Source organism: Chlorogloeopsis sp. ULAP02, assembly GCF_038404745.2.
Taxonomy (GTDB): Bacteria; Cyanobacteriota; Cyanobacteriia; order Cyanobacteriales; family Nostocaceae; genus Chlorogloeopsis.
The window spans coordinates 12,649-38,113 of record NZ_JAYKTT020000061.1 but is presented as its reverse complement, the minus strand read 5'-3'; the positions used below and the strand labels follow the sequence as shown (position 1 = coordinate 38,113).

23 protein-coding genes, 1 tRNA gene and 1 pseudogene are annotated in these 25,465 nt (G+C 39.5%); 9 read left to right on the top strand and 16 right to left on the bottom strand.

The window, feature by feature from the left end:
• Window positions 1-63: 63 nt before the first annotated feature.
• From U2718_RS20850 to U2718_RS20840, 3 genes are all read right to left on the bottom strand, one after another.
• The gene (locus U2718_RS20850; RefSeq protein ID WP_342000753.1) at window positions 64-1,605 is read right to left on the bottom strand and encodes a GMC family oxidoreductase; all 1,542 of its coding nucleotides are present in this window, start codon (window positions 1,603-1,605) and stop codon (window positions 64-66) included.
• Window positions 1,606-2,177: 572 nt separating this feature from the next.
• Window positions 2,178-3,011 carry an SDR family NAD(P)-dependent oxidoreductase gene (locus U2718_RS20845; protein WP_342000756.1) on the bottom strand — a complete coding sequence of 278 codons (834 nt, stop codon included), beginning with the start codon at window positions 3,009-3,011 and terminating at the stop codon, window positions 2,178-2,180.
• Between the two features lie 857 nt (window positions 3,012-3,868).
• Window positions 3,869-5,098, bottom strand: a complete 1,230-nt coding sequence (locus U2718_RS20840; protein WP_342000758.1) for a hypothetical protein — start codon at window positions 5,096-5,098, stop codon at window positions 3,869-3,871.
• A gap of 264 nt (window positions 5,099-5,362) precedes the next feature.
• On the opposite strand from U2718_RS20840, the gene U2718_RS20835 reads away from it, so the two are divergent.
• Together U2718_RS20835 and U2718_RS20830 are read left to right on the top strand one after the other, a co-directional pair.
• A complete protein-coding gene (locus U2718_RS20835; protein ID WP_342000759.1) occupies window positions 5,363-5,953 on the top strand; it encodes a chromophore lyase CpcT/CpeT in 591 nt (196 codons plus the stop codon).
• A gap of 103 nt (window positions 5,954-6,056) precedes the next feature.
• A tRNA-Cys gene (locus U2718_RS20830) sits at window positions 6,057-6,128 on the top strand.
• A 774-nt stretch (window positions 6,129-6,902) separates the two neighbouring features.
• Here U2718_RS20830 and cas12k read toward each other — a convergent pair.
• Window positions 6,903-8,849, bottom strand: coding sequence for a type V CRISPR-associated protein Cas12k (gene cas12k / locus U2718_RS20825; protein ID WP_342000760.1), 1,947 nt, complete (start codon window positions 8,847-8,849; stop codon window positions 6,903-6,905).
• A gap of 70 nt (window positions 8,850-8,919) precedes the next feature.
• Between cas12k and U2718_RS20820 the strand changes: the two genes are divergently transcribed.
• The 3 genes from U2718_RS20820 to U2718_RS20810 all read left to right on the top strand — a co-directional run bounded on the left by U2718_RS20820 (window position 8,920) and on the right by U2718_RS20810 (window position 11,539).
• Window positions 8,920-9,372 (top strand): MerR family transcriptional regulator, encoded by a 453-nt coding sequence (locus tag U2718_RS20820; RefSeq protein WP_342000762.1) that lies wholly within the window; start codon window positions 8,920-8,922, stop codon window positions 9,370-9,372.
• 91 nt (window positions 9,373-9,463) lie between these two features.
• Window positions 9,464-10,534, top strand: a complete 1,071-nt coding sequence (locus U2718_RS20815) for a DUF262 domain-containing protein (RefSeq protein ID WP_342000764.1) — start codon at window positions 9,464-9,466, stop codon at window positions 10,532-10,534.
• Window positions 10,535-10,549: 15 nt separating this feature from the next.
• A complete protein-coding gene (locus tag U2718_RS20810; RefSeq protein WP_342000766.1) occupies window positions 10,550-11,539 on the top strand; it encodes a hypothetical protein in 990 nt (329 codons plus the stop codon).
• A gap of 53 nt (window positions 11,540-11,592) precedes the next feature.
• Here the strand turns inward: U2718_RS20810 and U2718_RS20805 are convergent, their stop codons facing one another.
• From U2718_RS20805 to U2718_RS20780, 6 genes are all read right to left on the bottom strand, one after another.
• Window positions 11,593-12,102: a TniQ family protein gene (locus U2718_RS20805; protein WP_342000768.1), complete on the bottom strand. Its 510-nt coding sequence runs from the start codon at window positions 12,100-12,102 to the stop codon at window positions 11,593-11,595.
• Window positions 12,102-12,938, bottom strand: coding sequence for a TniB family NTP-binding protein (locus U2718_RS20800; protein WP_342000770.1), 837 nt, complete (start codon window positions 12,936-12,938; stop codon window positions 12,102-12,104). The genes U2718_RS20805 and U2718_RS20800 overlap by 1 nt, the downstream gene beginning before the upstream one ends.
• A 3-nt stretch (window positions 12,939-12,941) precedes the next feature.
• The gene (locus U2718_RS20795; protein WP_342000772.1) at window positions 12,942-14,654 is read right to left on the bottom strand and encodes a Mu transposase C-terminal domain-containing protein; all 1,713 of its coding nucleotides are present in this window, start codon (window positions 14,652-14,654) and stop codon (window positions 12,942-12,944) included.
• A gap of 470 nt (window positions 14,655-15,124) precedes the next feature.
• Window positions 15,125-15,391, bottom strand: coding sequence for a type II toxin-antitoxin system ParD family antitoxin (locus tag U2718_RS20790; RefSeq protein WP_342000774.1), 267 nt, complete (start codon window positions 15,389-15,391; stop codon window positions 15,125-15,127).
• A gap of 174 nt (window positions 15,392-15,565) precedes the next feature.
• The gene (locus U2718_RS20785; RefSeq protein ID WP_342001286.1) at window positions 15,566-16,363 is read right to left on the bottom strand and encodes a dienelactone hydrolase family protein; all 798 of its coding nucleotides are present in this window, start codon (window positions 16,361-16,363) and stop codon (window positions 15,566-15,568) included.
• A gap of 96 nt (window positions 16,364-16,459) precedes the next feature.
• Entirely contained in the window at window positions 16,460-17,368 is a 909-nt protein-coding gene (locus U2718_RS20780) for an AraC family transcriptional regulator (RefSeq protein WP_342000776.1), read from the bottom strand.
• Between the two features lie 223 nt (window positions 17,369-17,591).
• Between U2718_RS20780 and U2718_RS20775 the strand changes: the two are divergent.
• A pseudogene (locus U2718_RS20775) lies at window positions 17,592-18,762 on the top strand (RNA-guided endonuclease InsQ/TnpB family protein).
• Between the two features lie 161 nt (window positions 18,763-18,923).
• Here the strand turns inward: U2718_RS20775 and U2718_RS20770 are convergent.
• On the bottom strand, window positions 18,924-19,862 hold the full coding sequence (locus U2718_RS20770; RefSeq protein ID WP_342000780.1) for an isopenicillin N synthase family dioxygenase: 939 nt from the start codon (window positions 19,860-19,862) through the stop codon (window positions 18,924-18,926).
• Window positions 19,863-19,995: 133 nt separating this feature from the next.
• On the bottom strand, window positions 19,996-20,808 hold the full coding sequence (locus tag U2718_RS20765) for a DNA adenine methylase (RefSeq protein WP_342000781.1): 813 nt from the start codon (window positions 20,806-20,808) through the stop codon (window positions 19,996-19,998).
• A 93-nt stretch (window positions 20,809-20,901) separates the two neighbouring features.
• Between U2718_RS20765 and U2718_RS20760 the strand changes: the two genes are divergently transcribed.
• Window positions 20,902-21,414: a GNAT family N-acetyltransferase gene (locus tag U2718_RS20760; RefSeq protein WP_342000783.1), complete on the top strand. Its 513-nt coding sequence runs from the start codon at window positions 20,902-20,904 to the stop codon at window positions 21,412-21,414.
• A gap of 141 nt (window positions 21,415-21,555) precedes the next feature.
• Window positions 21,556-22,296 carry a dienelactone hydrolase family protein gene (locus U2718_RS20755; protein ID WP_342000785.1) on the top strand — a complete coding sequence of 247 codons (741 nt, stop codon included), beginning with the start codon at window positions 21,556-21,558 and terminating at the stop codon, window positions 22,294-22,296.
• A gap of 326 nt (window positions 22,297-22,622) precedes the next feature.
• Here the strand turns inward: U2718_RS20755 and psb34 are convergent, their stop codons facing one another.
• The 3 genes from psb34 to U2718_RS20740 all read right to left on the bottom strand — a co-directional run bounded on the left by psb34 (window position 22,623) and on the right by U2718_RS20740 (window position 24,256).
• Window positions 22,623-22,793, bottom strand: a complete 171-nt coding sequence (gene psb34, locus U2718_RS20750; protein WP_342000787.1) for a photosystem II assembly protein Psb34 — start codon at window positions 22,791-22,793, stop codon at window positions 22,623-22,625.
• A 169-nt stretch (window positions 22,794-22,962) separates the two neighbouring features.
• Window positions 22,963-23,373 carry a hypothetical protein gene (locus U2718_RS20745; RefSeq protein ID WP_342000789.1) on the bottom strand — a complete coding sequence of 137 codons (411 nt, stop codon included), beginning with the start codon at window positions 23,371-23,373 and terminating at the stop codon, window positions 22,963-22,965.
• The gene (locus tag U2718_RS20740) at window positions 23,363-24,256 is read right to left on the bottom strand and encodes a pirin family protein (protein ID WP_342000791.1); all 894 of its coding nucleotides are present in this window, start codon (window positions 24,254-24,256) and stop codon (window positions 23,363-23,365) included. The genes U2718_RS20745 and U2718_RS20740 overlap by 11 nt, the downstream gene beginning before the upstream one ends.
• 299 nt (window positions 24,257-24,555) lie before the next feature.
• Between U2718_RS20740 and U2718_RS20735 the strand changes: the two genes are divergently transcribed.
• Window positions 24,556-25,092: a PadR family transcriptional regulator gene (locus U2718_RS20735; protein WP_342000793.1), complete on the top strand. Its 537-nt coding sequence runs from the start codon at window positions 24,556-24,558 to the stop codon at window positions 25,090-25,092.
• Between the two features lie 162 nt (window positions 25,093-25,254).
• On the opposite strand, the gene U2718_RS20730 is transcribed toward U2718_RS20735, so the two are convergent.
• Window positions 25,255-25,425, bottom strand: a complete 171-nt coding sequence (locus tag U2718_RS20730; protein ID WP_342000795.1) for a hypothetical protein — start codon at window positions 25,423-25,425, stop codon at window positions 25,255-25,257.
• Window positions 25,426-25,465 lie beyond the last annotated feature (40 nt).

Below are 25,465 nucleotides of genomic sequence, written 5' to 3'. Positions count from 1 at the left end.
GGCTGCGGCTTCCCCTAGTAACTACTAATTGTACAGACGCAAGTAACCGAAGCGTCTCTACTACTAACTCATCCTTTCTAACAAATGTTCTCCCACTCGCAAAGCATTCGCCATAATCGTTAATGATGGATTTAAAGCAGTACTAGACGGGAAAAAACTACCATCAACAACATAAAGATTATCCACATCATGAGTACGGCAGTTGATATCAAGTACTGATGTTTCTGGATTTTCACCAAAACGACAAGTACCGCACTGATGCCCAACATCTTTTAAAGACATTTTTTGAGGCATAAACACAGAAAAATGCCCTCTTTGAGAGTTCAATTTTATTGATTTTAAAACAGAAATCCAGCGCCGAATGAAACGATTAAATGGCTGTTCGTTGTTATTCGTATATTCAAGAATAATTTTCTCACCCTTAACACGCACCCGATTATTTGGATCTGGCAAGTCTTCAGTAATCAATAACCAAGAAACAGAATGATTTGCTATTTTTTCAGCTATTATATTGGGCGTAAAAGGTGGTGCATTAGCAGCTACTCTATCTTGATTAATATTGCCGAGTAATTGTATGCTGCCCATTGGATAAGGAAAATCCTTCTCTCCCCAATAAAAATCATTAACACCTATAGTTTTTTGAAAAACTGTAGGGTTAGCTTTTGTTGATAAAGCTATGACTACCCCAAATTTATGAGCCATATAATTTCGCCCTACTAAGTTAGAACTATTAGCTAAACCATTTGGGTATTTGTCGTTCGCGGATTTGAGCAACAATACGGCTGAGTTGATTGCACCACAAGCAAGAACAACGATATTCCCAGAGAAGATATATTGCTTACCTGCAATTTCTGTTTCTACTCCTGTTACTTCTCGCCCGGATGTATTTGTGTGCAGGCGTATAACTTTTGCTTGAGTGATTAAAGTCAAATTTTTATAAGCTACCGCTGGGCGAATACAGTTAATGTCAGCATCAGATTTAGCATTCAGAAAACAAGGGAAGCCATCGCAAGTCTCACAACGAATACAAGAACTTAAAAACCGATTAGCTTCATTCAATTTAATACCAAGCGGCAGATAGAATGGATGTAAGTTTTTGTATTTTAAGGCATCATTAATTTCTTGAATGTATGGTTCGTGGCTAATTGGGGGAAACGGATAGCCTTCATTAATCTGAGGCTCAGTAGGATCTAAACCTTGCTGACTATGTACTTCGTAAAGTTTTTCTGCTTGGGCATAGTAAGGGGCAAAATCCTGATACTTTAATGGCCATTCAGGAGAAATGCCTTCTTTATGAATAACTCTGTTAAAATCATTTTTGCGAAACCTAAATAACGCACCACCGTAAAATTTTGTGTTACCACCGACGTAATAGTGTGTTAGAGGGCGAATTGTTTTCCCGTGTTTGTCATACCAAACTTCTGCTGTGCGGTAGCATTCTTTTTTAAATATTTGGTGAGAATCCCAATTGGCTTTTTCTCTTGGTAGGAAATTACCACGCTCCAGAACTAAAATTTTTTTCCCACTTGGTGCTAATTTATATGCTAGTGTTCCACCACCTGCACCTGTACCAATGATGATAACATCATAATGACTATCAATCATTTTTTCTCCATTTGTTGAGTTAATGGTGATGCACCAGGTGTAAGGAGATAAGAAATAAGTTTGAGAATTTTGATGAATAAAATTAATACAAAATAATCCCTGAAGAGTATCAATTGCATCTGTGTAAATACATCTAAGCAAGTAGAGTAGTTATATGTCTAGCTGCTTACATGGATTTGGGTTAATTAGCCGCTTATGGTATTAGTCAAGTGCAAACTATTAATGGGAGTAAATTCATCAAAAAGCAAAAGGTTGGAGTTTTCAGTAATAAAGTTTGCAGTTTTAGATGGAAAAATGATTAATTTTTATTTAAAAATCTGTGTTTTAGTTGCTAGATTAGTATAATCTGCATCTTGCAACAATCCCAACAGCCTGGAGGCAAAGCCTCGAAATCCTCGTTACCAGGTTGAACCTGGTAACGAGAACTAGAGCCAGAGGCTCTCTTAATCAAACGGTGCCAGTCAAAATACCCTCACTCTGGAAAAGTGGGGCTAGACAAACAAAGGCTGTCTTCACAATACCAGGTGGGCTTTGTTCCTTTAGCCTCAGGCTTCTAGCCTGTGGGCATATCACTAGTTAGGCAAGCGCTTTTCGGCACGCATTTGATTTTCTGCGCAAGTTAGGTTCAAGTCAGTTAAACCAATCCAACGGTAAATTGCATCTCCAAATTCTGGAAAAAGTTGGATGTTAGAAAATAAAAGCCTTGTCAGAACTCCATCCAGTATGACTTCTGCTTTGTTTTGCTTAATGGCTTCCACAACTGCGATCGCTACAGCTTTTGGTTCGGAAACACGTGCTAATTTAGGTGATGGTAAGCCAAACTTCAGAAACATCCCTGCTTTTGTGTATCCTGGACAAACTACTGTAATTCCTACACTAGTATTTATTAATTCTTGCCGCACTGCATCTGTCCACATAATTAAACCTGCTTTACTAGCAGAATATATACTGTTGTAAGGTGCTCCTTTTTTCCCAGATCCAGAGGCAATATTGACGATATGACCGCTATTACGCTCTAACATACTTGGTAAGATCAACCGGGTTAACTCCATCCCAGCCATTAAATTAGTTACTAAGATTGACTGGATATCTTTAAAGGAGTAGTTTTGGAATGGTCGATATTTTTCGATGGCAGCATTATTAATCAAAATATCGATTGGCCCTACAACTTCGTTAACCTGCTGCACCAGAGATGGTAATTCTTCTACTTTACTGATATCAAATGGAATAGTTATACCTTTACCACCTGCAAATTCGATCTCAGCACGTATTTGATCTAGCCTTTCTTGGGAACGAGCAATACCAATTACTGTTGCCTTTTCTTTTGCCAGCGTACGAGCAATAAATGCTCCGATACCACCGGACGCACCAGTCAATAGCACTGTTTTACCTGCTATACTTTTCATCGTTACTTGTGACTAATTTGGTTTTGTTGGTAGTTGCTTTTTAGGAGCAGGGGCGGGAATATTATAGATATTCTCATCATCTGAATAGAAATTGCTTTCAAACCCGCCCGTAGAGTTTTTAGTTAGTAGAAAATGTCACCATACCCCAACAAAATTAAAAGTGGAGTAAGCTTAATCATTTCTTGCATCCACACTCTTTTCTGCCAAGAAATCAATTTCAAGGGCTAAAACCTAAATTCTACTAAAGTAGAATAAGTAAAGTTTTCAGTCAGTACCCTAAGGGCATCTTCCAGGCATTTTAGGGGTGAAGTGCAAGATGTGAACTTATGTACTTTCCATTAGCACTTTTTTCGTTCAGACTATCACTAGATCAATAATCAAAGGAATTACGAAATTCCTAAAGACAGCTATAGCTCCACTGATTTCTGTAGAGCTTTTATATCGTTCATTACTCATGCGTTTTGAGAACAGGTGCAATTAAAAATATCAAGTGTCCAATTACGCTTAATTCCCCTAAATACTCTTAGCCCACTTCCAGAAAATTGACACTCAATATCGAATGCAGTATTGTTTCTGCATCCTTGTAGGGATTAATTGCTAATTTAATTTAATTAAACCACAACTCATTAATTTTCACACCCTTTTTCAGTGATACACAAAACTTTTATTTCTATAAAACTCAAATTTTATTTGTTATTATCAACATTACAGACAAAAAATAAGGCAAATTTAAATAAATTTATCAATATTTTTTGACAAATTCATTAAATTTTGAAACTAGCAAATAGAAAAAAGTATTTCATCGGTAAAGTGGAGAATTTTTCGGTATAGTAAAATTACTATACCGAGTTATCAACTTACTGAGGCATTTGTCCATAAACTTTTTTAATTTGCTCAGAAAAGTGATTTTCCTCATATTTCAGTTGTTGAGCTACCTCTAATCCTTTATGAAAAGCAGTTAGTGCTTGAGGGTAATTCTTACGCTCTAAATAAATTTGCCCCATTAAATCGTAAGCATTCATCAAACCATAAAAGTTTGAGGCTAGTTGTTGAGACTGTATCAAAATTTGGCTAGCTTGTAATGCCTCTTCTATTTGTCCCTGAGAACGATACAGCGCAATTAACTTTTGTAGAGCTTCTCCTGCACGTACATACTGTTGTAATTGCCAAGCGGTTGTATAAGCTTGTTGATAGTTGGCAAAAGCCTCTTGCAGCAGATTGGGATTTTCTCGTGCTAAAGATTCATAATCTGAGCCGATCGCTAACTTCAAATTTGGTAACTGGGTAAGGTTATTTTGATTTTGGTAAATTTGTACTAATTGATTGCGTATTTTGATCGCTTGCTGGGGTTGTTTTGCTTGCTCGTAAATGTAAGCCAGCTGTTGTAAGTATGTTACTTGACTTGTACTATCGCCACTCGCGACAGCAAGTTTTAATAATTGTTCATAACTTGCCGCAGCTTTAGGATAATCAAACCAATCTAGATGTAAATTTCCTATTGTCTGGAGGGTTTCTACTTCTTTTGCTGCATTTTGTTGCTGGCGGAACATTGCCAAAGCTTGGTTATAAACATCCACAGCATTTTGAGGCGATCGCACTTGTTGATAAGCTTGTCCTAGCGCTTGTAGCAGATCTAAATCGGGCGGTTTTTGAGATTGTGCCTGTTTTTGAATTTTTTGTATTCGCTCAGTAATATATTGCACTTCTAGACGATCATTTTTCTGATAAGCGATCGCGCCGACTCGCCCTAGTGCTTGTACTTCTTGTAGCGCTCCCAAGTAGCGACGCAGCCGCAGTTCTCGGTTCCAGGTATTAAAAGCTCCTTGTGTATCACCTGCTTGCAATTTCGCCGTAGCTTCTTGATTCAACTTATCCAGCGCTGCTTCTAACTGTTGCCGTTGTTGGGCAGATAACGGCTGGTTTTCAGGATTACGTGGAAGTAGTGGATCGACTGTATTAATTTCTAGTGGTGATGGAGGAAACTGATCTGGTGATTGAGATTTCTCTGTCTGTGCCAGTGTCACCGAATTGCAAAGCAGCAAAAATGTAGTAGTAGCAGTAATAATCTTGCTTAAGCGTCGTAACATCGGAATTTTACCTTTGAAAGGCTAGAAGATTGGAGATAGGAAATAGGGGACAGTTTTCTTCTGTTCCCTGTAACCATCTGCTATAGAAGGAAGTAACTTTTCTCCCTTCTCAGGGTACAGGTTACAGTTTTCTCCTGTTCCCTATAACCTGTAACCCATAACCTAATTTGACGTAAGTTACTTAAAAATTCTCCTGCCAAACAGGTAGCTACAAGTTTTACAATACTTCCAGATTCTTTTTAAGCAACTGGTGTATTGTCTGTAATGACTCATTCCACAGATCTTGCCACCTTAGCCCAGTGGATGGCAGCAGATTTTAGCAATCAAGAACAAGCTTTTGAAAACCCACCCTTATTTGCCCATATTCGTGTTTGTATGCGTCCCCTTCCCTTAGACTTGCTCTCAGGAGTGAGTTTTTATGTGGAACAAGCTTATGACTATATGCTGAACGATCCTTATCGTGTAGCGGTAGCAAAGTTAGTGGATGCAGGAGATCATATTCAAATAGAAAATTACAAGGTTAAAGATGAAGAAAGATTTTACGGTGCATCCCGCAATTTAGAACGCCTTAAAACTTTAACAATCAATGATTTGGAAAAATCCTGTGGTTGTAACATGATTTTAGAGTGGACAGGCTCCGGCTTCAAAGGCAGGGTGGAGCCAGGAAAATCCTGTTTTGTTTATCGCAAAGGGAAAAAAACTTATCTAGATAGTGAATTTGAAATCGACGGAGAAAAATTTATCAGTCGCGATCGCGGGCGCGATCCAGAAACTGATGAGCATATTTGGGGATCTGTCGCTGGCGCATTTCACTTTGTCCGTTGGCACACTTTTGCCGATGAGGTAAGAGTTTAAGATTTCCACTCCCGTGTCTCGTGGCGACGGGAGTGTGAAAAATTTACAGCTGTGAGGATGCAATCTTAGATAAAATTCTGATAATATAATATTTCGTGGGTATGGCGGCATAGCCAAGTGGTAAGGCAGAGGTCTGCAAAACCTCCATCCCCCGGTTCAAATCCGGGTGCCGCCTTTTAATGTACATTAACTAATTATTTGTCACTGTTAACAGATTGATGTCATGTTTAACAAATTGATGTCACTGTTAACAGATTTTTTGTCACAACTACAATCAGACACCTATGACAAAGGCAGACCTCTGCCTTACCTTTCAACCCACCATAAATCTAGCAAAGTTTTAGCACAACTACTAAAACCTCAAATTTGTAAAAGCTTACTCAACTCGAACTTGATAGAGGTTGGTTGAAAGAGCGATGCCTACGCTTACTTGAAAAAGTGTGAGTACTCAATCTTCAATAAGCTTTTAGATAGAAAGCTCTTTAACTCTCTCTCTGTTGTCTCTTTCAACCCATCTAACTTGAAGGGGTTTTTAAAGCACCCTTTGGATGCGCTAAACTTTTCCTCTAAGAATCTTTCAACCCTCCTAATCTAAGAACGGGAGTTGAAACTGCTCGAATCTTTAACCCCTTTCAAAAATAATTAAGGTGGGTTCCTCCTTGGTCGGAGGTGATTCGGTAGCCACCCTTCGGGTTCGCCACTTTGCCGGAAAGAAAATCTCCCCGGCAAGTGGACTCACCACTGCGGTATACCCGCACCTCTATTACTGGGGGCGCACCTGATTCCTGTCTACAAGAGACAGCAGCTTCAAGGTGGGCAGCTACTAGGGTCAGAAAGCAGGACTGTGTTCCCACAGTCAAACTAACCCAAACTTTTCACAGTTCAGCGGTTGATTACAACATGAACTGCGGCGCTATTACTTATTCTATTTTCAAGGTTCAAGCTTTTGTCAATCAACTATTTGGCGTGATTTGTAGGCGGCGATCGCCAACTCTTTTGCTTTCTGTTGTGGGCTTCCTCGGATAGGCTGTTTCCCTTGTTCTATAACAATTCCAGCTTTAGTCGCTTGAGTTTGAATACACTCAAGCAATCTGCCATAACTCCACTGATGGACACTATGCCGATACTGTTTGGCATAATTTTTCTGTGCTTCTAGGCAATCTGGACATTTTTGTTCAGCTCTTGCTTGAATTTCACTGTTGACCTGCTCTCGTATATCGCCTAATTTGGGAACGGCTATGCTACCAGCAGAGTATGTTTGAGCAAGGGCGACAATTTTTTTAGCTATTAATCTATCTATGTACTGCCCTAACTCAGATTCTTCAAATGGGTTTGGTGAAGCAAAGATTTGAGCTATTTGGCGTTTGTGAGATAAAGTTTGTTTTTCTCTTTGCTGTCTGTTTAAGAGTTGGTAGTTATCCCCAAGTAGCTGTTTGATGCTTTGATAGGTAATAACTTTATCTGTAATGCCGTCCACTACTGCTACTGTTGCAGGTTGTTTTAGACCAAGACTAACACCTACCAAAATATGAGATTTACCTTTGTACAAAGGTTGACTCGGACGAGGAAAGGAGTTATTGATTCTAGATAGTGTCGAATTTTTCTGCTTGATAAATCGTTCTTGTTTAGAGTTGAGATTGCCTTTCGCTTCGGTTCTGGTGATGATTTTGGCGATTTCTTCTGCTCTTTCTTGCTTTACTTGTTCTGTACCTTCAGCCGTCCACAGGCGGGTATCCACACAACAGTAGAGAGTTAGACTGTGAACGTTCCAGGGTTCACCCTTACCTTCCCCTTCCTGCCAAGCAATGCGACCACTGCGAAGAGTGAACAAACTGCTGGAATGCTGATTTTTACTGTTGCGTTTGATTTGCTGGTCTTCTAAAAAGCGTTTAAACCAATGTAGCTGTCTATTATCGCAGTACACTTCAAAGGTATGTTCGCTGATACCGTTGAATTTTACACAAATGCGTCCTTTTTGGTTTTTAAACCAAGTCATTTCTTCGCTGCTTTCATAAGCTACTGGGAACGGTACAGAACTAGATTGTCTCAAAAGGCTATTTTGCCAAGATTTCGCCTCGGTTTCGTTTTCAGGGATGTTGTATGTAGCAGTGAAGAGTGTTTGCAACCATTTAGTATTAGTTAAATCTCGACCTTTGGGAATTCGTGCTTCTAATTGTTCTTTTATACGTTCGATCTGAATCTCAACTTTACGGCGGCGTTGAGTAAATTTTTCGCAGTCTTCTTCTTCATCAGAGACTTTGCAGCTATTTTTAAGTAAATAGCTAATGGCACAACGAGTCAGGATGTCTTCGGTATTGCGGTAAATTTCAAATAAGGTGTTAAATAGATGGCGATCGCTTGTTTGATGTGGGTGCTTCACACCATCTATCTGTGAAACTGTAGACTTTTTGCTTTTTTTGACCTTGCTACTCTTTGGTTGTTGAGTGACAACTGTATTGAGTGGAGCGATTTGATTCAAAATTTCAGTTGCTTTATTGCGAATTCCATCCAAAGATGCACCACAGATTTTAACTAATTCAGCATCACTTTTGAGCATTTCCAGCCAGTAGGTTTTGCTATCCAGTTGGGACTGCAACCGCTTCATTAACGCCAGCCACGATTTATAAGTGTAATTCACTAATGCGATCGCACTGGCATAAAACCGAGAAGGTTGACCACTATAGCGTGAGTCAGTTTTGAGTGTTAGACATAGTTGCTTGACGATATCAGCAGGAATTCTAGCTCTTTGTCGCCAATTTTCCAGGTCTGGGTGATGTCCCAATTGTTCCAGTAACTCGTTAATCAGAGGCGTGTTTTGCTCTGCCATTAACTTCCATAAGTATTGGCGGGTAGATGCACTGGCAACCAAACGGCACTGAATCGTGATTTGGCTCATGACATTTTAAACAATATATGTCTAATAATAACATATTTGTCTTATAAACAGCCGTGTGTAAAATTATTTCATGCAAGAGACATTTTTTACGAGCAAACAAGCGGCTGAAATCACAGGCTGTACCCTGCGTCAGCTACAGTACTGGCGAGAGAAGGGGGTAATTGTTCCCGTTATCAGTGAAACGGGAACAGGACGTAGTATTTATTACTCAAAAGCCAATTTGGTGGAATTGGCTGTGATGGTATATTTTTTGTCTGCTGGGTTGAGTTTTGATCTGGCTGGTGAAACGGTCAAAACCCTGAAAGACAAGGAGCCTGAGTTATTTAAATCTGGTCAAGGGAAGCGTTTTATGCTGTTGGGAGCAGTAGGAGAAAAAGCTACCAAGGGAGGAACAGGGTTGATGCTTTCCCTTGTGGAGTTTGACCGAGACAAAGCGATCGCTTCCGTAGTAGAAGGTAAGCCTGTCATTCCCGTGTGGTTAGATCAGATTTATAGAAGATTGGAAAAAAAGCTGATAGTCTAATAAAAATGCGATCAAATTAGCCGTGTCAAAAGTATTTAAAGAATGTGCCAGAAAGAGCATCTCAATCAATACTATATGCTAAAGCAATCTAATGAGTAGAACAATTAACTTTCAAACTGTTTCTTGGTTTTGGGATCTCTATAATAGAAAACTCCTTGAGCTTGATCCACCTTATCAAAGACGTAGTGTTTGGAATCAAGACTATAAAGATTTTTTTGTTGATACTGTACTTAATGGCTATCCTGCACCTGCAATATTTATATATCAAGAAATTACTCCTGAAGGAGTATCTAAAGTTAGTATAGTTGATGGCAAACAAAGATTATCTACTTTATTTGAATTTGCGAATAATGAATTTCCTGTTTATGAAAAAGCTACGATTGAAAGATTTCGTGGTAAATATTTTAAAGATTTAGATAATGAAGATAAACAAAATTTTTGGAAATATCAGTTTGCTATAGAATATGTTCCATCCTCTGATGAAAAAATAATTAGTAATATATTTGACCGTATAAATCGGAATGTAATTAAATTAACGCCTCAAGAACTTCGTCATGCAAAGTTTAACGGAGATTTTATTACTACGGTAGAAGAATTAACTAGCTGGATGTTTGAGTATTTGGGTGGAAATTTTCCAACAATTGATCGAAGATCCAAAAAACAAATGAAAGATGTTGAAATGGTTGCTCAACTATTACTTTTTCTAGAAGAAGGTGTTAGAGCTTATAGTCAAGAATATCTTGATAAAGCATTTAGTGATCGAGATATTAATTGGGAAGTAAAAGCAGAAATTGAGAATGAATTTCGTAATATAGTTAAAGACATCAAAGATATATTAGATTTATCACAAGATATAAATTTATCTAAAACGAGATTGAAAAATCAAGCTGATTTTTACTCGCTGTTTGGTGCTATTGCTGAGTTAAATCGTGAGAGTGACGATGGATTGATAATATCTAAAGATATTGGTGAAAGAATTAATAATTTTCTGAAAGTAGTAGAAGATTCAGAATTACAAAATCAGTCTAAAGATTCACTGACAGACTATCAGAAAAATGCACTAGAGTACTATGAAGCGGTTAAGTTCTCATTTACAGATGCAGGTACAAGAAAAACTAGAATTAGAATTATGAAATCTGTAATTCAGGGAAATCTAAACTGATAAGAACTTAGATGTATGATTTATCCTTCTATACTAGAGCGTAAATATAATGAATATAATCCTTTTGTTAAAAGACTTGCAGAGACAGTTAAATCAACATTAGTAAATTTTTGTGAAAGCAAAGGATATGCTTTTACTTCGCGCATTAAAACTGTTGAATCTATTGCGGAGAAAATTGAAACAGGTAGATTTAAAAAATGGTCAGATTTAGACGATTTATTTGCTTGCACTATTATAATACCTACTTTGTCTCATGAAGAAGAAGTGATACAATTTTGCAACAATACTTTTAAGAATATACGAACAGTTAAAAGAGGACAAAATAAAAAAGCACCGGATATTTTTAGGTTTGATTCGACTAGAATATATGCTCAAATTAAAAAAATTGATGCTTTAAATCCAGATAATGAATTAAGTATTTATAATATTAGTTTTGAAATTCAAATTAAAAGTGCTTTTGAACACGCTTGGTCAGTTTCAACTCATGATTTAGTATATAAAAGTCCTGAAATAGACTGGAAAAGATTACGTCTAGCAGCACAAATTAAAGCAAACGTTGAACAACTAGATACGCTTATTCTTGCTTTTGAACAAACATCTCTTATTATTCAAGAAAATAATTATCCTGATATAAAAATCAAACGTAAGTTAGCTACTGAAATTAACAAGCTATTTGAAAACGGTAAAATTCCTAATGAACTACAACCAAAGGACATGAACCGTTTTTGTGATAACTTATATCGTCTTGCTGTCGATGCTAAAAAAGAAAATAACATACCAGAAATTATTGAAAAACTAAAAAAAGAAATTAATTCGACTTCACTTAAAAAATTTCCTCGTAGTATTTCATTATTTCAATATTTTTTTGCTATATTAATACGTAATAAAATCATTGAAATTCCTATAAAAAACTACCATTGCCACATAACAGAAGAATTAACTACTTTATATCCCGATATACAGATAGATAATGATTTTATTTTTCTCTATAGTGAAGATCGTTAGTTTATCAAAAAAATTTTCGCCTTTGGCTTAAATCAATATCTAAACACAAGAATCTAACAATAAAAAAGCTTTTGCTTGCTAGTCATCTCTGCAAATGGCATAAAACACCTCTGACACCACCCATCTACCCATAAAGCCGGAACCTTAAACCTAGCTCCACAATTAGGACACTCGGACAATAACCTTAACTGATGACGCTTACACCCCTGCGTTACCTGAAACTGCCACTCAATTTTGTGACAAGGCGACTCGGCATAACAAGCTGCACATAACCGAATTGGCTCCATCTTCATTCCCTCCCCAGCAGGTGGTAACATCTGCTCTAACCTATCAGCCTCAACTCCCACCACAATAGCCAACGCTTCCAACTGCTGACGTGAGGGAGGGGGATTAAACCGAAACTTTTCCCAACGTGCAACAGCACCCCCAATTCCTGCTGCTTTACCTAACCCAGTAGGCGTTAATTCATTGGCTCGTCGAAAACGTCCCAAAAAATGACTCAAACTTTCGCCCTCATATGGTTCCACTCGAAACAGCCAGGGTTGGATATCTTCGGCTTTCATTACCTATACTCCCCAGTTACTTCCTTCAAAGTTTCCAGGTCAATTTTTTGTAATCCTTTCTTCAAAGCCCGAATAGCCGCTTCTCTGAGAATCATATCCAACAGCCCAATATAACCCCCCGTTGCTTCACCCAAAGTCTTCAACATTGTCTTGCTGGAGAGATTAGAAGCCACCGACAGTTGCAAAACTTTCTTTTCCCAGATATCCACAGTCCGCTTAAAATCTTCTCCTGACATCTTGCCAAAGCGATGACAAGCCCGAAAACGGTTATAAACCTGCTCATCTCGCTTAATTACAGCATCCAGGCGGTCTGTTCCCACCAAAATCACGGCAATTTCTAACTTGTCAAAAATATCGCGCACCTCTGCAAAGGTTTTCGGTTTCAAACGGTCAGCCTCATCAACAATCAGCATCTCTACGCCGCAACCCTTGAGAACCCGAAACGTGCGATCGCGAATCTCTGCAACTGTACCTTTTGTTACCTGATACTTCAAATGCTCAAGAATCACCCCAAACAATTCCTTAGCACCACACTCTTGCGGAATTTGAATATAAGCAACAGGCACAGTTGGCGGTTGTCCTGGTTCTTGCTTGGGTTTATGTCTGAGCCTGTAGGCATCACAAGCCATTGTTTTACCAGTTCTTGACTCACCCACAACTCGTCCAGACTGACGTGCTTGACGTTTTCCTTCCAGCCAGTCATGGAGAATTTTGACTTGTTCGAGTGGGACAAAACTTTTACGATTCAATCTTTGAATTTCTGCTTGTAATTTTTCATCAGTGAGGGCAATATCGCCCAATTCTTGAGCGACTGTTTGAGCTTCTTTTAAAGTCATTTTTTAAAATCCGTAATCTTCGCGCATTTGTTCGTAATCAAATACTTCCGGCATCTCCGATTCTTCCTGAGTTTGGGGAGATGCTATTTCTAGCTGTTCTACTTCAACAAGCGATGGTTGTTTGGCTTTTTTCAGTTCAATCTGTTCGGCTTTTTGACGTTCCTTCTTAGTTGGCTTTTGGTTGACAAAAGTTTCACGCTCCCTGACTTCTGCCAAAATTGAGCGATTGCTAATTGTCTTACCAGCCTCTCGAATCTTACGACTACTGGCTTTGGCTTCATCCAAAGACAATTGCTCTGTTTCTAAATCTTGAGCAAATGCCCTAGCAACAAACTCCTCCCGATTTCCTTGTTGGCGGTAAACCAATATAGTTGTGATATCTCTGGGGTCGAATCGTAAAATAATACTTTCCCCCGCGTAACCTGCTAAAAGTTCACCTCGATACATGATGTTTTCAAATTGCAGGTAGCCTCCTCTTTGAATCTGCCGTCGTGTTTGTTTCATGAGGCAGATATCCAAATCTCGCTCAGACATGGCATCTGGAACTGCAATCAACCCAGATTCCCAGCGTTGAAATCGAGTTTGGTCGCCCATACGTGCATCAATTCGCTGGTTATAGTGATTGACGAGATAACGTACCAACTGCTGCTCTAGCTGTCTTAAGGTAAGACAAGCTTCTTTTTCTGCTTCTTCTGGTCGCTCTTGTACATTCGACCCCGTGTATCCTGGTAAATTAGAGAATAATTCGGTGTTAAAGGTCTTAAAAGGACGCTCGACAATACCCCCTTCACTAGGGCGATCGCGTAAATGACAAACAAAACCTAGTTGTACGGCAATCTGTTGCAAGTGATTAGAACGAAAATCTTTACCACCATCTGTATAAAAATGTTCCGGCAAACCGTAAGTACCCCATTCTTGATGAAGTCCATATTCTGAACCATACTGTTTGGGCAAAATGGCATGACGCAACGCCAAAGCGACCACCTGAGAACTAGGTGCGTCATAACCCAAATTAATACCTATAATGCAACGGGAGTAACTATCTACAACCGTTGTCAACCAGGGACGACCCAGAACTTTGCCATGCTGGTCTACCAATAAAACATCTACACGGGTATGGTCACATTGCCAAACATGGTTACTGTAATCTACTGTTAAATCCTTCCCGTCACGGGTTTTCATTGCTAGGCGTGACCCCCGCCAACCGGCACTGCGAACGCTTTTAGCTTTCTCTTGCTTCTCAATTAATGGTTGCAAAATGCGGTATACCGTCATGTGGGAAGGAGGTTTAACACCAAGTTCATCAGCCCTTACCTTGACTCTCACAGCTACCTGCTGGCGAGTCATTCTTTTACTGCCTTGATTGCCTTCCTTATAGGTTTTTAAAATAAATTCTTGCCAATTCTCGTTAACTCGGTGTTTTCCTTTATCTGCACGTTGAGTTTGAGTAAGTCCTACTAACCCTTCTTGCTCCCATTTATCAATCAGTCGCCGCACCGTTCGCACTGATTTACCCAGCTTTACTGCTGCTTGTTGGAGCCTCTGAGTATATGTTGTGCGATCGGTTGCTTCAAGTAGACTTTGAATCACCTCCATTTTTAACTTTGCCTCATCTGTAAGTTCCGAGACAATTACATTTGCTTCGGTGATACTGCTGCTTGAGTTTGTAATGCTTGTCTTGGTTGCAGGTATGTCAGAAAAATCAGCGTCCTGCATAAACGTAATTGTTTAATTGAAACATATATGTATATTATACTTACAGAGTGACATTTAATCTGTTAACTTTTCTAAAATTCAAAAATTTTCTAGTTCTTGTGAAATGACAGTTAAATTGTGAAATTTCAGGAATTGGACATCTAATTTGTTAATCCAGGCAAAATAACGTCGTGAGAATTGAGCTAATCAAGAATCTGCCATAACCTTTGTTAGGTCAGGCTTTTAGCTACTTACCTGTTTTGTGACAATATTTTGTTAAATGGACAGATAATTAGTTAATATACATTAAGAAATAGCTTAAACTTCAGGGCTTGTAAGCCCTTTTTTAATGGGAATTTTTGGATTAGTCCCATAAGCACAACCTTAGCCAATGCCTTTTACAGTTTCTCCTGCTTCCAGATTTCTGATAAGAAAGTAATCAGCAATTTCGTTTAAATCTCGAATTGCAGATGGTGAGATAATGTAATTACTCATTCCTGAGCCTCACGGGCTTTTTGAAATCTGTCGAGTATTTGCATCACTACAGTTTCACCATCTAAACCTTCCTCGCGCTCAAGTTCTGCAATTGCGACATCAACTTTTTGCCGAGTTTCTTCTACGCATTCCTGATACTCGTTATCCTGTTCTTCCAGCAATTTCAATGCTTTACTAATCACTTCCTCAGCATATGCATATCTACCTGTAGCAATTTGCGGTTGAATAAATTGCTCTATTTCTGGCTTGAGTGTGATATTCATAACTTGTACCTCAACTAAAAAATAGAACAGTTTCTGTTTGTTAGCACTCGCGATCTACCAACTTGAGCAGGAATCAGTGAGATGATTACACCTTGGACAGAAAATGAGCGATCGCTTTTTTTGATTTTAGGCAGAATTATATTACGTGCGATGTGCGATCGCTAGCTTCAAGTTTCACAAGTTGTTTTGAAAAAGTTCTAGAACGCGTTGCCAAGCATCAGGAGCCGCTTCGGGGTTGTAACTTGGGTGCTGGGCGATGAATGGGTACTCCTCTACAAATAAACCGTGAAAGAATCCGTGTCCTGCGTCGTATCGAAATACGCGATGATTTATTTGATGTTTCTTTAATTCCGCCTCAATTTGCTCGTTTTCCTCCTGGGAAACTAATGTGTCTCTTGTCCCAAAAAACACATAAATAGTACCTTTAATTTCAGAGGTGCGATTAATGGTTGGAGTATCTTCACCATAACTAGAAGTGGTAATTCCACCACCGTAAAATGAAGCCGTTGCTTTAATTTCGGGTAAGGTTGCAGCCATGTAAGCAACATGACCGCCAAAACAGAAACCAATCACCCCGATCGCATTATCATTGATATTAGGTAGAGTTTTTAAGTAAGCGATCGTAGCTTGAATATCGGTGAAGATTTCTTGATACTTGACTTGTTGATAGTATTCCAAGCCAAGCCGATAGCCTTCTGGGCTATAGCCAACACTTTCTGATTTATATTCAACCTCAAAACCGGGAGCAAAACGTTGATACAGCGCGGGTGCTACTGCTACATAACCATGTTTGGCTATGAGTTCGGTGACTTCTCGAATGTGGTTGTTAACTCCAAAAATTTCTTGAAAAACTATAATAGCGCCAAAGATTCCCTGATGTGCTGGTTGAGCTAGGTAAGCATCAATTTCTAAGCCTTTGTTGGGTATTTTGACTTTTGTAGTGTTAATTTCAATATTTGGTGTTTGTAGCATTTTTGTTTTGGCTGAACTCAGTGTCATCCCACTGTAGAAAAAATGCTACTTAGAACTCTAGAAAGAAGTTGCGGAATCTTAGTAAATTATTGCTGTTCATGTTTGCAAGAGTTGTTTCGGTGTAACGCCGACAATCCGTTTGAAATATCGAGTCAAGTGACTTTGATCACAAAAACCTACCCTGACAGCAATATCTGCAATGCTAAGTTCGCTGTGCTGTAATAAATATTTCGCTTTATCGATTCGACATTGCAAAATGTATTGGTGGGGTGTCACACCCATACTTTGCTTGAACAGACGCAAAAAGTGATATTGACTCATTTGAGCGATCGCAGCAATCTCACTTAACTTTACATCCTGCTCCAGATGTTCGTTAATATACTCCTTGACCTGTTGCAACTTCAGAGTGGATAATCCATCTGTATGGGTAGAAAGCTTAGGTTGCGTGGTGCAATAGTTCCGTAATAAATGAATAGCTAATGTTGTTTTGATACTATCAATCAGTAAATAACCGCCAATTTTTTTAGACTCTAATTCTTCTCGTAAGGCACAGAAGATACCTTGAAGCAATACATCTTGCCGAGTCATAAAATCAGGGATAAGTTCAATGCGATCGCAATCAACCCAATCTTGACCAACTTGTTTGAGGAGTGCAGACTCAATTGCCAAAATTATAAACTGGACTGAGGTATTCCAATTACAGCGATGGGAAATACCCGCAGGAATAATTGCAATGTCTCCATGATTGCGCGTCTCTCTTTTAAGCTTTCCATCCAACCATCGCTCCCCTGATAAGTCGGAAGACGAAGAACTGGCAACTCCTTGTGCAATCACGTGCATTGTGTGTTGATGCTCAGTTATCTCAAACTTTGGCTGTTGGTGGAGTTCAAAATGGATACTGTCCCATTTTGAGCTTGAGAGAACAGCGGGTTTAGGCACAAACGGATCTGATGCATTCTCTTGGCGGTAATCAATAACTTTGATCGTTTGCGCTGGCGTTCTCATGTGAGTACTCAAACAGCTGGGGGATTCATCTATTCTGACTGTTTTTTAACACAGATGGGCGATCGCAGCAGCGGCAAGCTAGGATGTGCGTTATTACTTAAAATTTTGTCAAGCTCAAATCACCTAAAACCTTACGGGAGCGTGGAAGCCGTGCGTCTTGAGACCACGGAGGAAACACGACTCGGCTATTTTAATAGCCGTCACAGGTGATATAAATTATCTTATGGAACAAGTACTGACATTGGTTTGCAAGCTTACCCCCACTCCTGAACAAGTTGCCCAAATCGAGGCAACATTGAAGGCGTTTGCAGATGCTTGCAACTATGCCAACGAGCAGGTTAAACCACAGATAACAAGCAAGACGACGATTCAAAACCTGGTTTATCAAGACTTGCGCTCATTGTTTGGACTGTCTGCTAATTTGGCAGTTAGGGCTTGTGCAAGAGTAGGGTCTAACCGCAAGACTGCTTCGCACAAAGACAAACCAGTTAAAAAGTTTCAACCTACTAGTGCCGACTACGACGCTAGAATCTTCTCCTTTAGGGAGAAAGACTGGACTGTTAGCCTTACTCTCTCCGAAAGTAGAGAACATATGAAATTGGATATTGGCAACTACCAGCGAGGCAAACTCAAAGGCAACAAACCAACATCGGCGCAGTTGTGTAAACATCGGGATGGCTCCTACTACATCCATATTCAAATCAAACAAGAAGCTCCCGATCCACTCAAACACACCAATGTGATTGGTGTTGATTTTGGTAGACGGGATATTGCCGTAACTAGTAATGGTGATAAGTGGGATGGCAAACAGATAAATGATGTTCGAGATAGATTTGCCTTAGTTAGAACATCTCTCCAAAGAAAAGCCTCGAAAGGCACAAGGTCTACTCGTCGTAGGGCAAGGCAGATTTTGCAACGGCTGTCGGGCAGAGAGAGAAGATTTCAGCAGTGGCTAAACCACAACATTAGCAAGTCTATAATTCAGCAAGCAAAGTCTACTAATGCTCTGGTTGCGATTGAGGATCTAACCGGGATTAGGGAGCGCACCAACACTCATCCTAGAAGTAACGTTGAGCGCAGACGGTCTAATTCTTGGTCGTTTTATCAATTGCGTTCTTTCCTTGAATACAAAGGTATCAACGAAGGAGTCGAGGTGATTGCAGTGCCACCTGCCTACACAAGCCAAACCTGCCACCAATGCTTGCACATTGGGTTGAGGTCTGATCAGCGCTTCAAGTGTGGTAACTGTGGATGGCATGGCGACGCTGATTTGAATGGCGCAAAAATGATTTCTTTATTGGGGCAGTCTGTTAGCCTGCCTGGAGGTTCGGGTTATTTGTGTTGTAAACGAGCGCACGGATAGCTCAGGGCTACTGAAAGCCCCGTCTCTTTAGAGCGGGGAAGCTTACTCTATAAACTGTGTAGACACAAAGTGGGTTGTCGTTAAGACTTCGCCTCAACTAAACAATAAGCGTAATTATGGTGGTGAAGTTAAGACTTCGCCTCAACTAAACAAGGATCAACTATCACTAAGATACAGATCTAAATTATGGAATTAGTAAGTTGCTCGTAAACGGCTCAAAAGATATTCTCCTGCCAGAATTGGTGGATAAATGGGAGGATGTTCTTTTTGGCAGCTCTCAAGACAAGCAATTTCTGTATTGTCGTTGGGATGGCAGAAAAATGCCACAGAATACCGAGACTGTTTGACTCTCTGATCACTGGGAATAATTACTCGATGTTTAGTTGAGCAAAATACATGATTAGTCCATCGTTGTATCAAATCCCCAGTATTAACGATGACAGTATCGGGAATTACTGGTGCAGCAATCCACTGCCCAGCTGTTGTTTGTATTTCTAAACCCCCAATTTCGTCTTGAAACAGTAGGGTAATGCTGCCATAGTCTGAGTGTTCGCCAGCACGCACTTGTCTGGGTTGGGGCAGTTTTTGCACCGGCGGATAATGCAGCAGTCGCAGAGTATGATTTTGTTCGGTATGCCTTGTTGTAAAAAAATCTTCTGGCAATTGTAAAGCCAAAGCAAGTGCTTGCAATATTTTATTAGATAATTCTATGCAAGCTCGATAAAAATCGAGAATAGAAGAGTCTTTTGCAGGAGAACTTAGACATGACACATAAAAATTTTCCGCGTCATCACGTCCCCGTGTCTCCGCGTCTTTTTGTCCCACATTAAATGCCTCTTTCAAATCACCAGGATTGTTAGCATTAAGTCGTTCTCTCTCAATTCCAACATAACCTTGATTACTAAATTCATCGCTCCAAGCTAATCGCTGTTTTAATTCTAAGGGTAAGTTGAAAAAGTCTTTGCTTTTTAAAAATATCTGCTTGATTAGGTCTATAGATATACCATGATTTTGCAAATACATAAAGCCAATTTCATGGCAAGCTTGATATATTTGCTGGACTACGATTTGTCTATCTATACAGTTATTATTACAAAAGAGAGAAAAATTAATAACTGGAATATTAACCATTTTAAAATTTTCACTATAGTTTTGGTTGTATCTAAAGCCGAAATGGTAAATTGATTATTTACGCTTACTTAAACAGTGGTACAATTCTTATTTCTTCATCACTGTTGATAAACCTGATGCAATCACACCTTGTTTATAATTTAATAGGATAATTAGTAATTAGCAATTCTTTACCTTTCTCTGCTTGATGTTGTTTATAATTGTTCATACCATATTGCAATTCCCATTCATAAATTTGGGCAAACGAAAAATTATGTTGTACCTCTTTACAGTTATCATAAGTAATCAACCATTTGTGTGAACAATTTGACATTAACTTGGCAAAGCGGACATGATCGAAGCAAGTATGTAGATCGCCTTTCTTGCCATAGAGTTTAGATTTACTCTTACTCAGATAAGGTGGATCGAGAAAAATAAATACATCGTCTCCAGGTTCTTTAAGTAGGGCGCTATAGTCGAAGTTAGTGATTCGAGTATTAATAAAACAACCATTCAAGGCTGCTAGTCGTTCAATAGAAGAGTTTGTAAATCGGGCTTTGAAAGAAGCACTACTATAACCACCACTCTCAATAGTGCCACTAAAGGTAATTCGATTGAGAACAAAGAAACGCACAGCCCGCTCTAATGGACTCATTGTACTAGTGTTTGCAACTGCGAGAGATTTAAATAGAGCACGTCCATCTGTTGTCTGTTGCTTGATTTTCCAAACTTCCTCAACTAGCTCAGGTAAATTAATTTTTACCTGAGTCCAAAAATAATAAAGTTCTTGGTTGAGATCGTTAATCCAGCAAGGCAAGTTGGGGTATTTTTGTAAGATATGAAAAAGCACAGAACCTCCACCTACAAAAGGTTCGCGAAACTCCTTAAAATTAGAAGGTATATAACGGGCAATCTGAGGAATCGCCTTCTGTTTCCCACCAGGATAGCGTAATGGACTTTTAAACATAAGGGATTATGGTAGCAGCAAACAAACATATATTCCCGACATCTTAGAGAAGTCGAGGATATTACAAAGCCAATTGTAAACTAGGAAACAAAAATGTTGAATATTCTCAAAATAGAGCCAAATTTACATAGATTTCACGTACGAGAATTATTTTTTGAATATTTAAGTTGGACTAACTCGATGGCAATAAATGAGTTGAATTTTAGTTTTGATGTTAATTCATATTTACAACAAGATATGGTAAATTTATATCAATTTATGCCACCAGAAGGAAGACTATTATTAGGAGAATACGACAGAAAAATAGCAGGATGTGCTGGCTTGCGAAAAGTTAATACTAAAACAGCAGAGCTAAAAAGGGTTTACGTTAAACCAGAATTTCGTAGAAAAGGAATAGCTCGGTGTTTAGTAGAAGCGATTATTCAAGAAGCTTGTCAAATAGGTTATACAAAAATTCGTTTGGATGCTGCACCTTTTGTCAAAGAAGCACAATCACTTTATCGCTCTCTCGGTTTTCAGGATATTTCTCCTTTTGCTGAAAGTGAAATTCCAGAAAAATTTCACTCTTTATGTGTTTTTATGCAATTAACTATTAAGCCTCGTTAAAATAAAAAATCTAGAAAATTGTACAAATATGACTTGATTTTTTGGCATAAAGGAAAATAATTAAAGATAGCAGTAAGCTGTTCTAAATTCTCATGCACTTGTGTAGAAGTTCATTTTACAAACATTACATGGAGACAAAAAGTGCAAATCACTAAACGCAATGTCGAATTGAGAGTAGATGAAAGTTTAATGCGTGTTTATGTAGCTGCCCCAAAAGCAGTAGGAATTTATCCAGGTATTTTATTCTACAGCGATATTTATCAATTAGGCGAGCCAATGATTCGTCTCGCTAACTACTTAGCTGGATTTGGCTATGTAGTGGCAGCCCCAGAGATTTTTCATCGCATAGAACCAATTGGTATGATTATTGAACCAGATGATCTCGGTAGAATGCGAGGTAATGATGATGCTCGTCGCACTCTAGTAGCTGATTATGATGCCGATCGCATTGCTGCAATTGAGTTTCTTAAAGCAGATAGTTCGGTAGCTCCAGGTAAAATCGGCACTCTCGGCTTTTGTATTGGTGGGCATCTAGCTTTTCGGGCAGCTTTTCAAAGTGAAATTAAGGCTGCTGTCTGCTGCTATCCGACTGGCATTCCCAGTGGCAAACTCGGTAAAGGGGTAGCCGATACAATCCAACGGGTAAGTGAAATTAAAGGCGAAATGCTCATTGTCTTTGGTACTCTCGATCCTCACATACCGACAAATGACCGTCAAATTATTATCCAAGCTCTTGAGCAGGCTGGTGTACCACACAAAATTTGCTCATATGAAGCAGAGCATACATTTATGCGTGATGATGGTTATCGCTACGATTCTGCTGCTACTACCTCTGCTTGGTCTGAAATTACAACTTTCTTTGCACGTATTTTTGCAGACTGAATCACTGCGATCGCTACTTTTATATTCTCATTATAAAAATCTTATTTCTAGCTTCTAGATTGAATATATATTCACTTAGTGCGTCCCACTGTTAATAGTGGGTTTTTTCTTGGGTAAAAAATTATCATATTCCACATCTTAACACTAGCCCCAACAGCCTGGAGGCGCAGCCTCGAAATTATCACTACCAGGTTGAACCTGGTAACGAGAAAAGTTAAACCCAACTAGGCACCGAGCAGCAACAAAAAACCCCAGCTTGATGGCTGAGGCTGATGGGAGAATTGGAATAACGATTTTGATACAAGTGATAAAACAGTCAAAGTTTTTTAGCTAACTACAAAGGCAACCACCACCAAAGCGGTGACAAAGAAAGCCGCAACTCCAGCCTGAATAGTGTAGCGGCGCTGCTGTTCAACTGAGGGGTAAGCTGCACAGTACATCTTGGGTTCGTTAGCGTAGTTATTTAAAATGCCTCTTTCATCTGTAGTGGTATACATAGTCTTTTCCTTTGCTTTATTAACTTATGTAAATAAATTTATCAATATTGTTACAATAAGTCAACTACTATTGACAAATAAGAGTAGATAGTATTAATAAACTTTACTTATGAAAAATGCACCGCGAGGTGATTGGCGGTGCATACAATTAACTTCAACTTCAACTGATTTACTTAGATGCGAGAACCTCTGTTACTTCTGCATGTGCTAGTACAACGCCTGGATCGCGCTGAAGAGCAACGTAGTATTTTCTTGCAAACCCATTGCCTAACTCTGATGGTGTGAGTAGCGTGCGGGTATTGGCAATTAAATTTTCGACATCTTGTTGAGATACGGGTGTATCGGCTTCGAGCATTTCATCAATGTGTACAATCAACTGAGAAATGCGATGTAGCCAAGCAAATTGTTCGTGATCGATGACAAGTTGAAGGAGTTCTTCACTTGATACGCGTCCACGCACCTTTTCATAAGTAATACGTTCTACATCAAGCAACATCTTGTGAAGGTGCAGCAATTTGTTTCTCAAATCACGCAGATATTGATGTTGACGGATTCTTTGTAGAAGAATATTAGAAGTCAATGGAACCCATCCTCCCATTACGATAGTCTTCAATAGCTTGAATAATTTCTGCTTCGGTATTCATCACAAACGGCCCATAACGAACAACTGGTTCGTTGAGCGGTACGCCAGCGATTAGCAACACATCCAATGGTGATTTTGCATCCAATGGATTGGCGATCGCCACTTCATCACCATCTTGGGTAAACAGCACCATTTGCCCTGGAGCTGCACGCTCTTTTTCTGTACCTAACAAACCTTCTCCATTAAGCACGTATGCAAAAGCGTTGTATTCTTTTGGCACAGGCTGAGATACAGTCGCACCAGGTTGGAGCGTGAAATGTAAATAAATAATTGGAGTTTGCGTTTCAATTACAGCTTTAGCTCCTAGTGCTTCCCCTGCGATCGCTTTCACTCTCACTCCTGTATCATTTGTTTGAGCAGTTGGTATTCGTTGGGCTGGAACTTCCTGATAACGAGGCTTCATCATCTTGTCACGACTAGGTAAGTTTACCCACAGTTGAAGTGCATGAAGCCGCCCGCCTGTGCGAGCAAATTCTCGTTCTGGCATTTCCGAGTGAATTACACCTGCTCCCGCCGTCATCCACTGCACGTCACCAGGGCCAAGTTTTCCCGTATGTCCTTGTGAATCTTTGTGCTCAATGTATCCCTCAAGGATGTAAGATACTGTTTCAAAACCCCTGTGGGGATGATCTGGTGCTCCCTTCGCTTGACCTGGTTCAATATCAACAGGGCCTAATTCATCAAGGAGGAGAAACGGATCAAACTCCGAAAAGCTGCTTTTGGGGAATGGACGACGAACAACCATACCCTCTCCTTCCAGCGTTTCAACACTGCTGATAATTCCTGCAATAGTCCGAATCATTCGTGTGTGAGTCTTCATTATTTTCCTCCTTAGCGCCCTAGTTGCCAGCTTGATTGTTCAGCAAGCGAAAAACAACGGATAGTCTTTACCAGTACTTGTGGGACATGGAAGTATTTATAGTTCAGGTTATCAAATCCGAGTGGCAAGCAACTGGTAGTTTATTTAACTCAAAACCAAGTCCTTACGTTTTGTGTTGAAGCACACTATTGTCTATATTACTCTAGTAAATTCTTCTTATATATGATTATTCATATATTAGCATAGTAATATATAGGCAGCGATCCAGCTTCCACTACTTTAGTTTCGGATAACCGTCTATGTCGCTAGCACATACTATTCTTGGTCTCCTTCAACAAGAAGAGAGGACGGGCTATGATTTGAAAACAAACTGTTTTGATCGATGCATTGCTCATTTGTGGACTGCGGATCAGGCACAGATTTATAGAACGCTCGATAAACTAGTAGAGCAAGGTTGGGTTACTTGCACTATTGAGATTCAGCACGATCGCCCTAACCGCAAAGTTTATAGTCTAACTGAAGTAGGCAAAGCCGAATTAGTTCGCTGGCTTCAATATCCTCAGCCCTTATCAACACCACGAGAACCGTTACTAGTTCAGTTATTTTTTGCAGCCCAATTACCGAATGAAGCCATCATTCAACTGTTAGAGCAGCACCTAGTTGCACGCGTCGAAAAGCTGAGTGAGTGTGAAAAGATTGAGTTACCAGCACTCGATGACTCCTCAGCAAGTCGTGAGCAGATTATGCAGCGACTCGTACTAGAGTTGGTGCTACGAAGAGAACAAACTTACATTGATTGGTTGAAGACAGCTATTGATGTGATTCGCCATCAGTAAAAGGAACTGGGGACAGGTAATTAGGGACTGGGAAGAAGACGCAAAGAGAAATGAGGAAAGGAAGACTAGGAGACAACAAGACTTGGGAAGAGAACCTGATTCACAATTCCCCGTGTCCCCGTGTCTCAATTTCCTTCTGCCCCCTGCCTTCTACTGTGGTGTTTATATTGGTTTAATCACAACTCGACCATTTTCAACAATGGTGCATTTTTGAGAAGACGCGCTTCGCCCGTGGTTGACTGCTGTATTAGCACACTGTTGTTGATGGTGGAAATTTTGCTCCTGTTGTTGGTTGAGAATTACGGCGCAACAGGCAGCAGTAGGGAATGACATATTCAATATTTTTAGCTCTATATTAATTTTACACTTTTGA

Bases quoted from the DNA above. Each gene is read 5' to 3' on its own strand.
- U2718_RS20730 (WP_342000795.1), bottom strand. From the start codon at position 25,425: ATGTCATTCCCTACTGCTGCCTGTTGCGCCGTAATTCTCAACCAACAA.
- U2718_RS20845 (WP_342000756.1), bottom strand. From the start codon at position 3,011: ATGAAAAGTATAGCAGGTAAAACAGTGCTATTGACTGGTGCGTCCGGT.
- U2718_RS20840 (WP_342000758.1), bottom strand. From the start codon at position 5,098: ATGTTACGACGCTTAAGCAAGATTATTACTGCTACTACTACATTTTTG.
- U2718_RS20850 (WP_342000753.1), bottom strand. From the start codon at position 1,605: ATGATTGATAGTCATTATGATGTTATCATCATTGGTACAGGTGCAGGT.
- U2718_RS20770 (WP_342000780.1), bottom strand. From the start codon at position 19,862: ATGGTTAATATTCCAGTTATTAATTTTTCTCTCTTTTGTAATAATAAC.
- U2718_RS20780 (WP_342000776.1), bottom strand. From the start codon at position 17,368: ATGAGAACGCCAGCGCAAACGATCAAAGTTATTGATTACCGCCAAGAG.
- U2718_RS20785 (WP_342001286.1), bottom strand. From the start codon at position 16,363: ATGCTACAAACACCAAATATTGAAATTAACACTACAAAAGTCAAAATA.
- U2718_RS20735 (WP_342000793.1), top strand. From the start codon at position 24,556: ATGTCGCTAGCACATACTATTCTTGGTCTCCTTCAACAAGAAGAGAGG.
- U2718_RS20760 (WP_342000783.1), top strand. From the start codon at position 20,902: ATGTTGAATATTCTCAAAATAGAGCCAAATTTACATAGATTTCACGTA.
- U2718_RS20820 (WP_342000762.1), top strand. From the start codon at position 8,920: ATGCAAGAGACATTTTTTACGAGCAAACAAGCGGCTGAAATCACAGGC.
- U2718_RS20765 (WP_342000781.1), bottom strand. From the start codon at position 20,808: ATGTTTAAAAGTCCATTACGCTATCCTGGTGGGAAACAGAAGGCGATT.
- U2718_RS20810 (WP_342000766.1), top strand. From the start codon at position 10,550: ATGATTTATCCTTCTATACTAGAGCGTAAATATAATGAATATAATCCT.
- cas12k (WP_342000760.1), bottom strand. From the start codon at position 8,849: ATGAGCCAAATCACGATTCAGTGCCGTTTGGTTGCCAGTGCATCTACC.
- U2718_RS20805 (WP_342000768.1), bottom strand. From the start codon at position 12,102: ATGAAAGCCGAAGATATCCAACCCTGGCTGTTTCGAGTGGAACCATAT.
- U2718_RS20815 (WP_342000764.1), top strand. From the start codon at position 9,464: ATGAGTAGAACAATTAACTTTCAAACTGTTTCTTGGTTTTGGGATCTC.
- psb34 (WP_342000787.1), bottom strand. From the start codon at position 22,793: ATGTATACCACTACAGATGAAAGAGGCATTTTAAATAACTACGCTAAC.
- U2718_RS20790 (WP_342000774.1), bottom strand. From the start codon at position 15,391: ATGAATATCACACTCAAGCCAGAAATAGAGCAATTTATTCAACCGCAA.
- U2718_RS20740 (WP_342000791.1), bottom strand. From the start codon at position 24,256: ATGAAGACTCACACACGAATGATTCGGACTATTGCAGGAATTATCAGC.
- U2718_RS20795 (WP_342000772.1), bottom strand. From the start codon at position 14,654: ATGCAGGACGCTGATTTTTCTGACATACCTGCAACCAAGACAAGCATT.
- U2718_RS20835 (WP_342000759.1), top strand. From the start codon at position 5,363: ATGACTCATTCCACAGATCTTGCCACCTTAGCCCAGTGGATGGCAGCA.
- U2718_RS20800 (WP_342000770.1), bottom strand. From the start codon at position 12,938: ATGACTTTAAAAGAAGCTCAAACAGTCGCTCAAGAATTGGGCGATATT.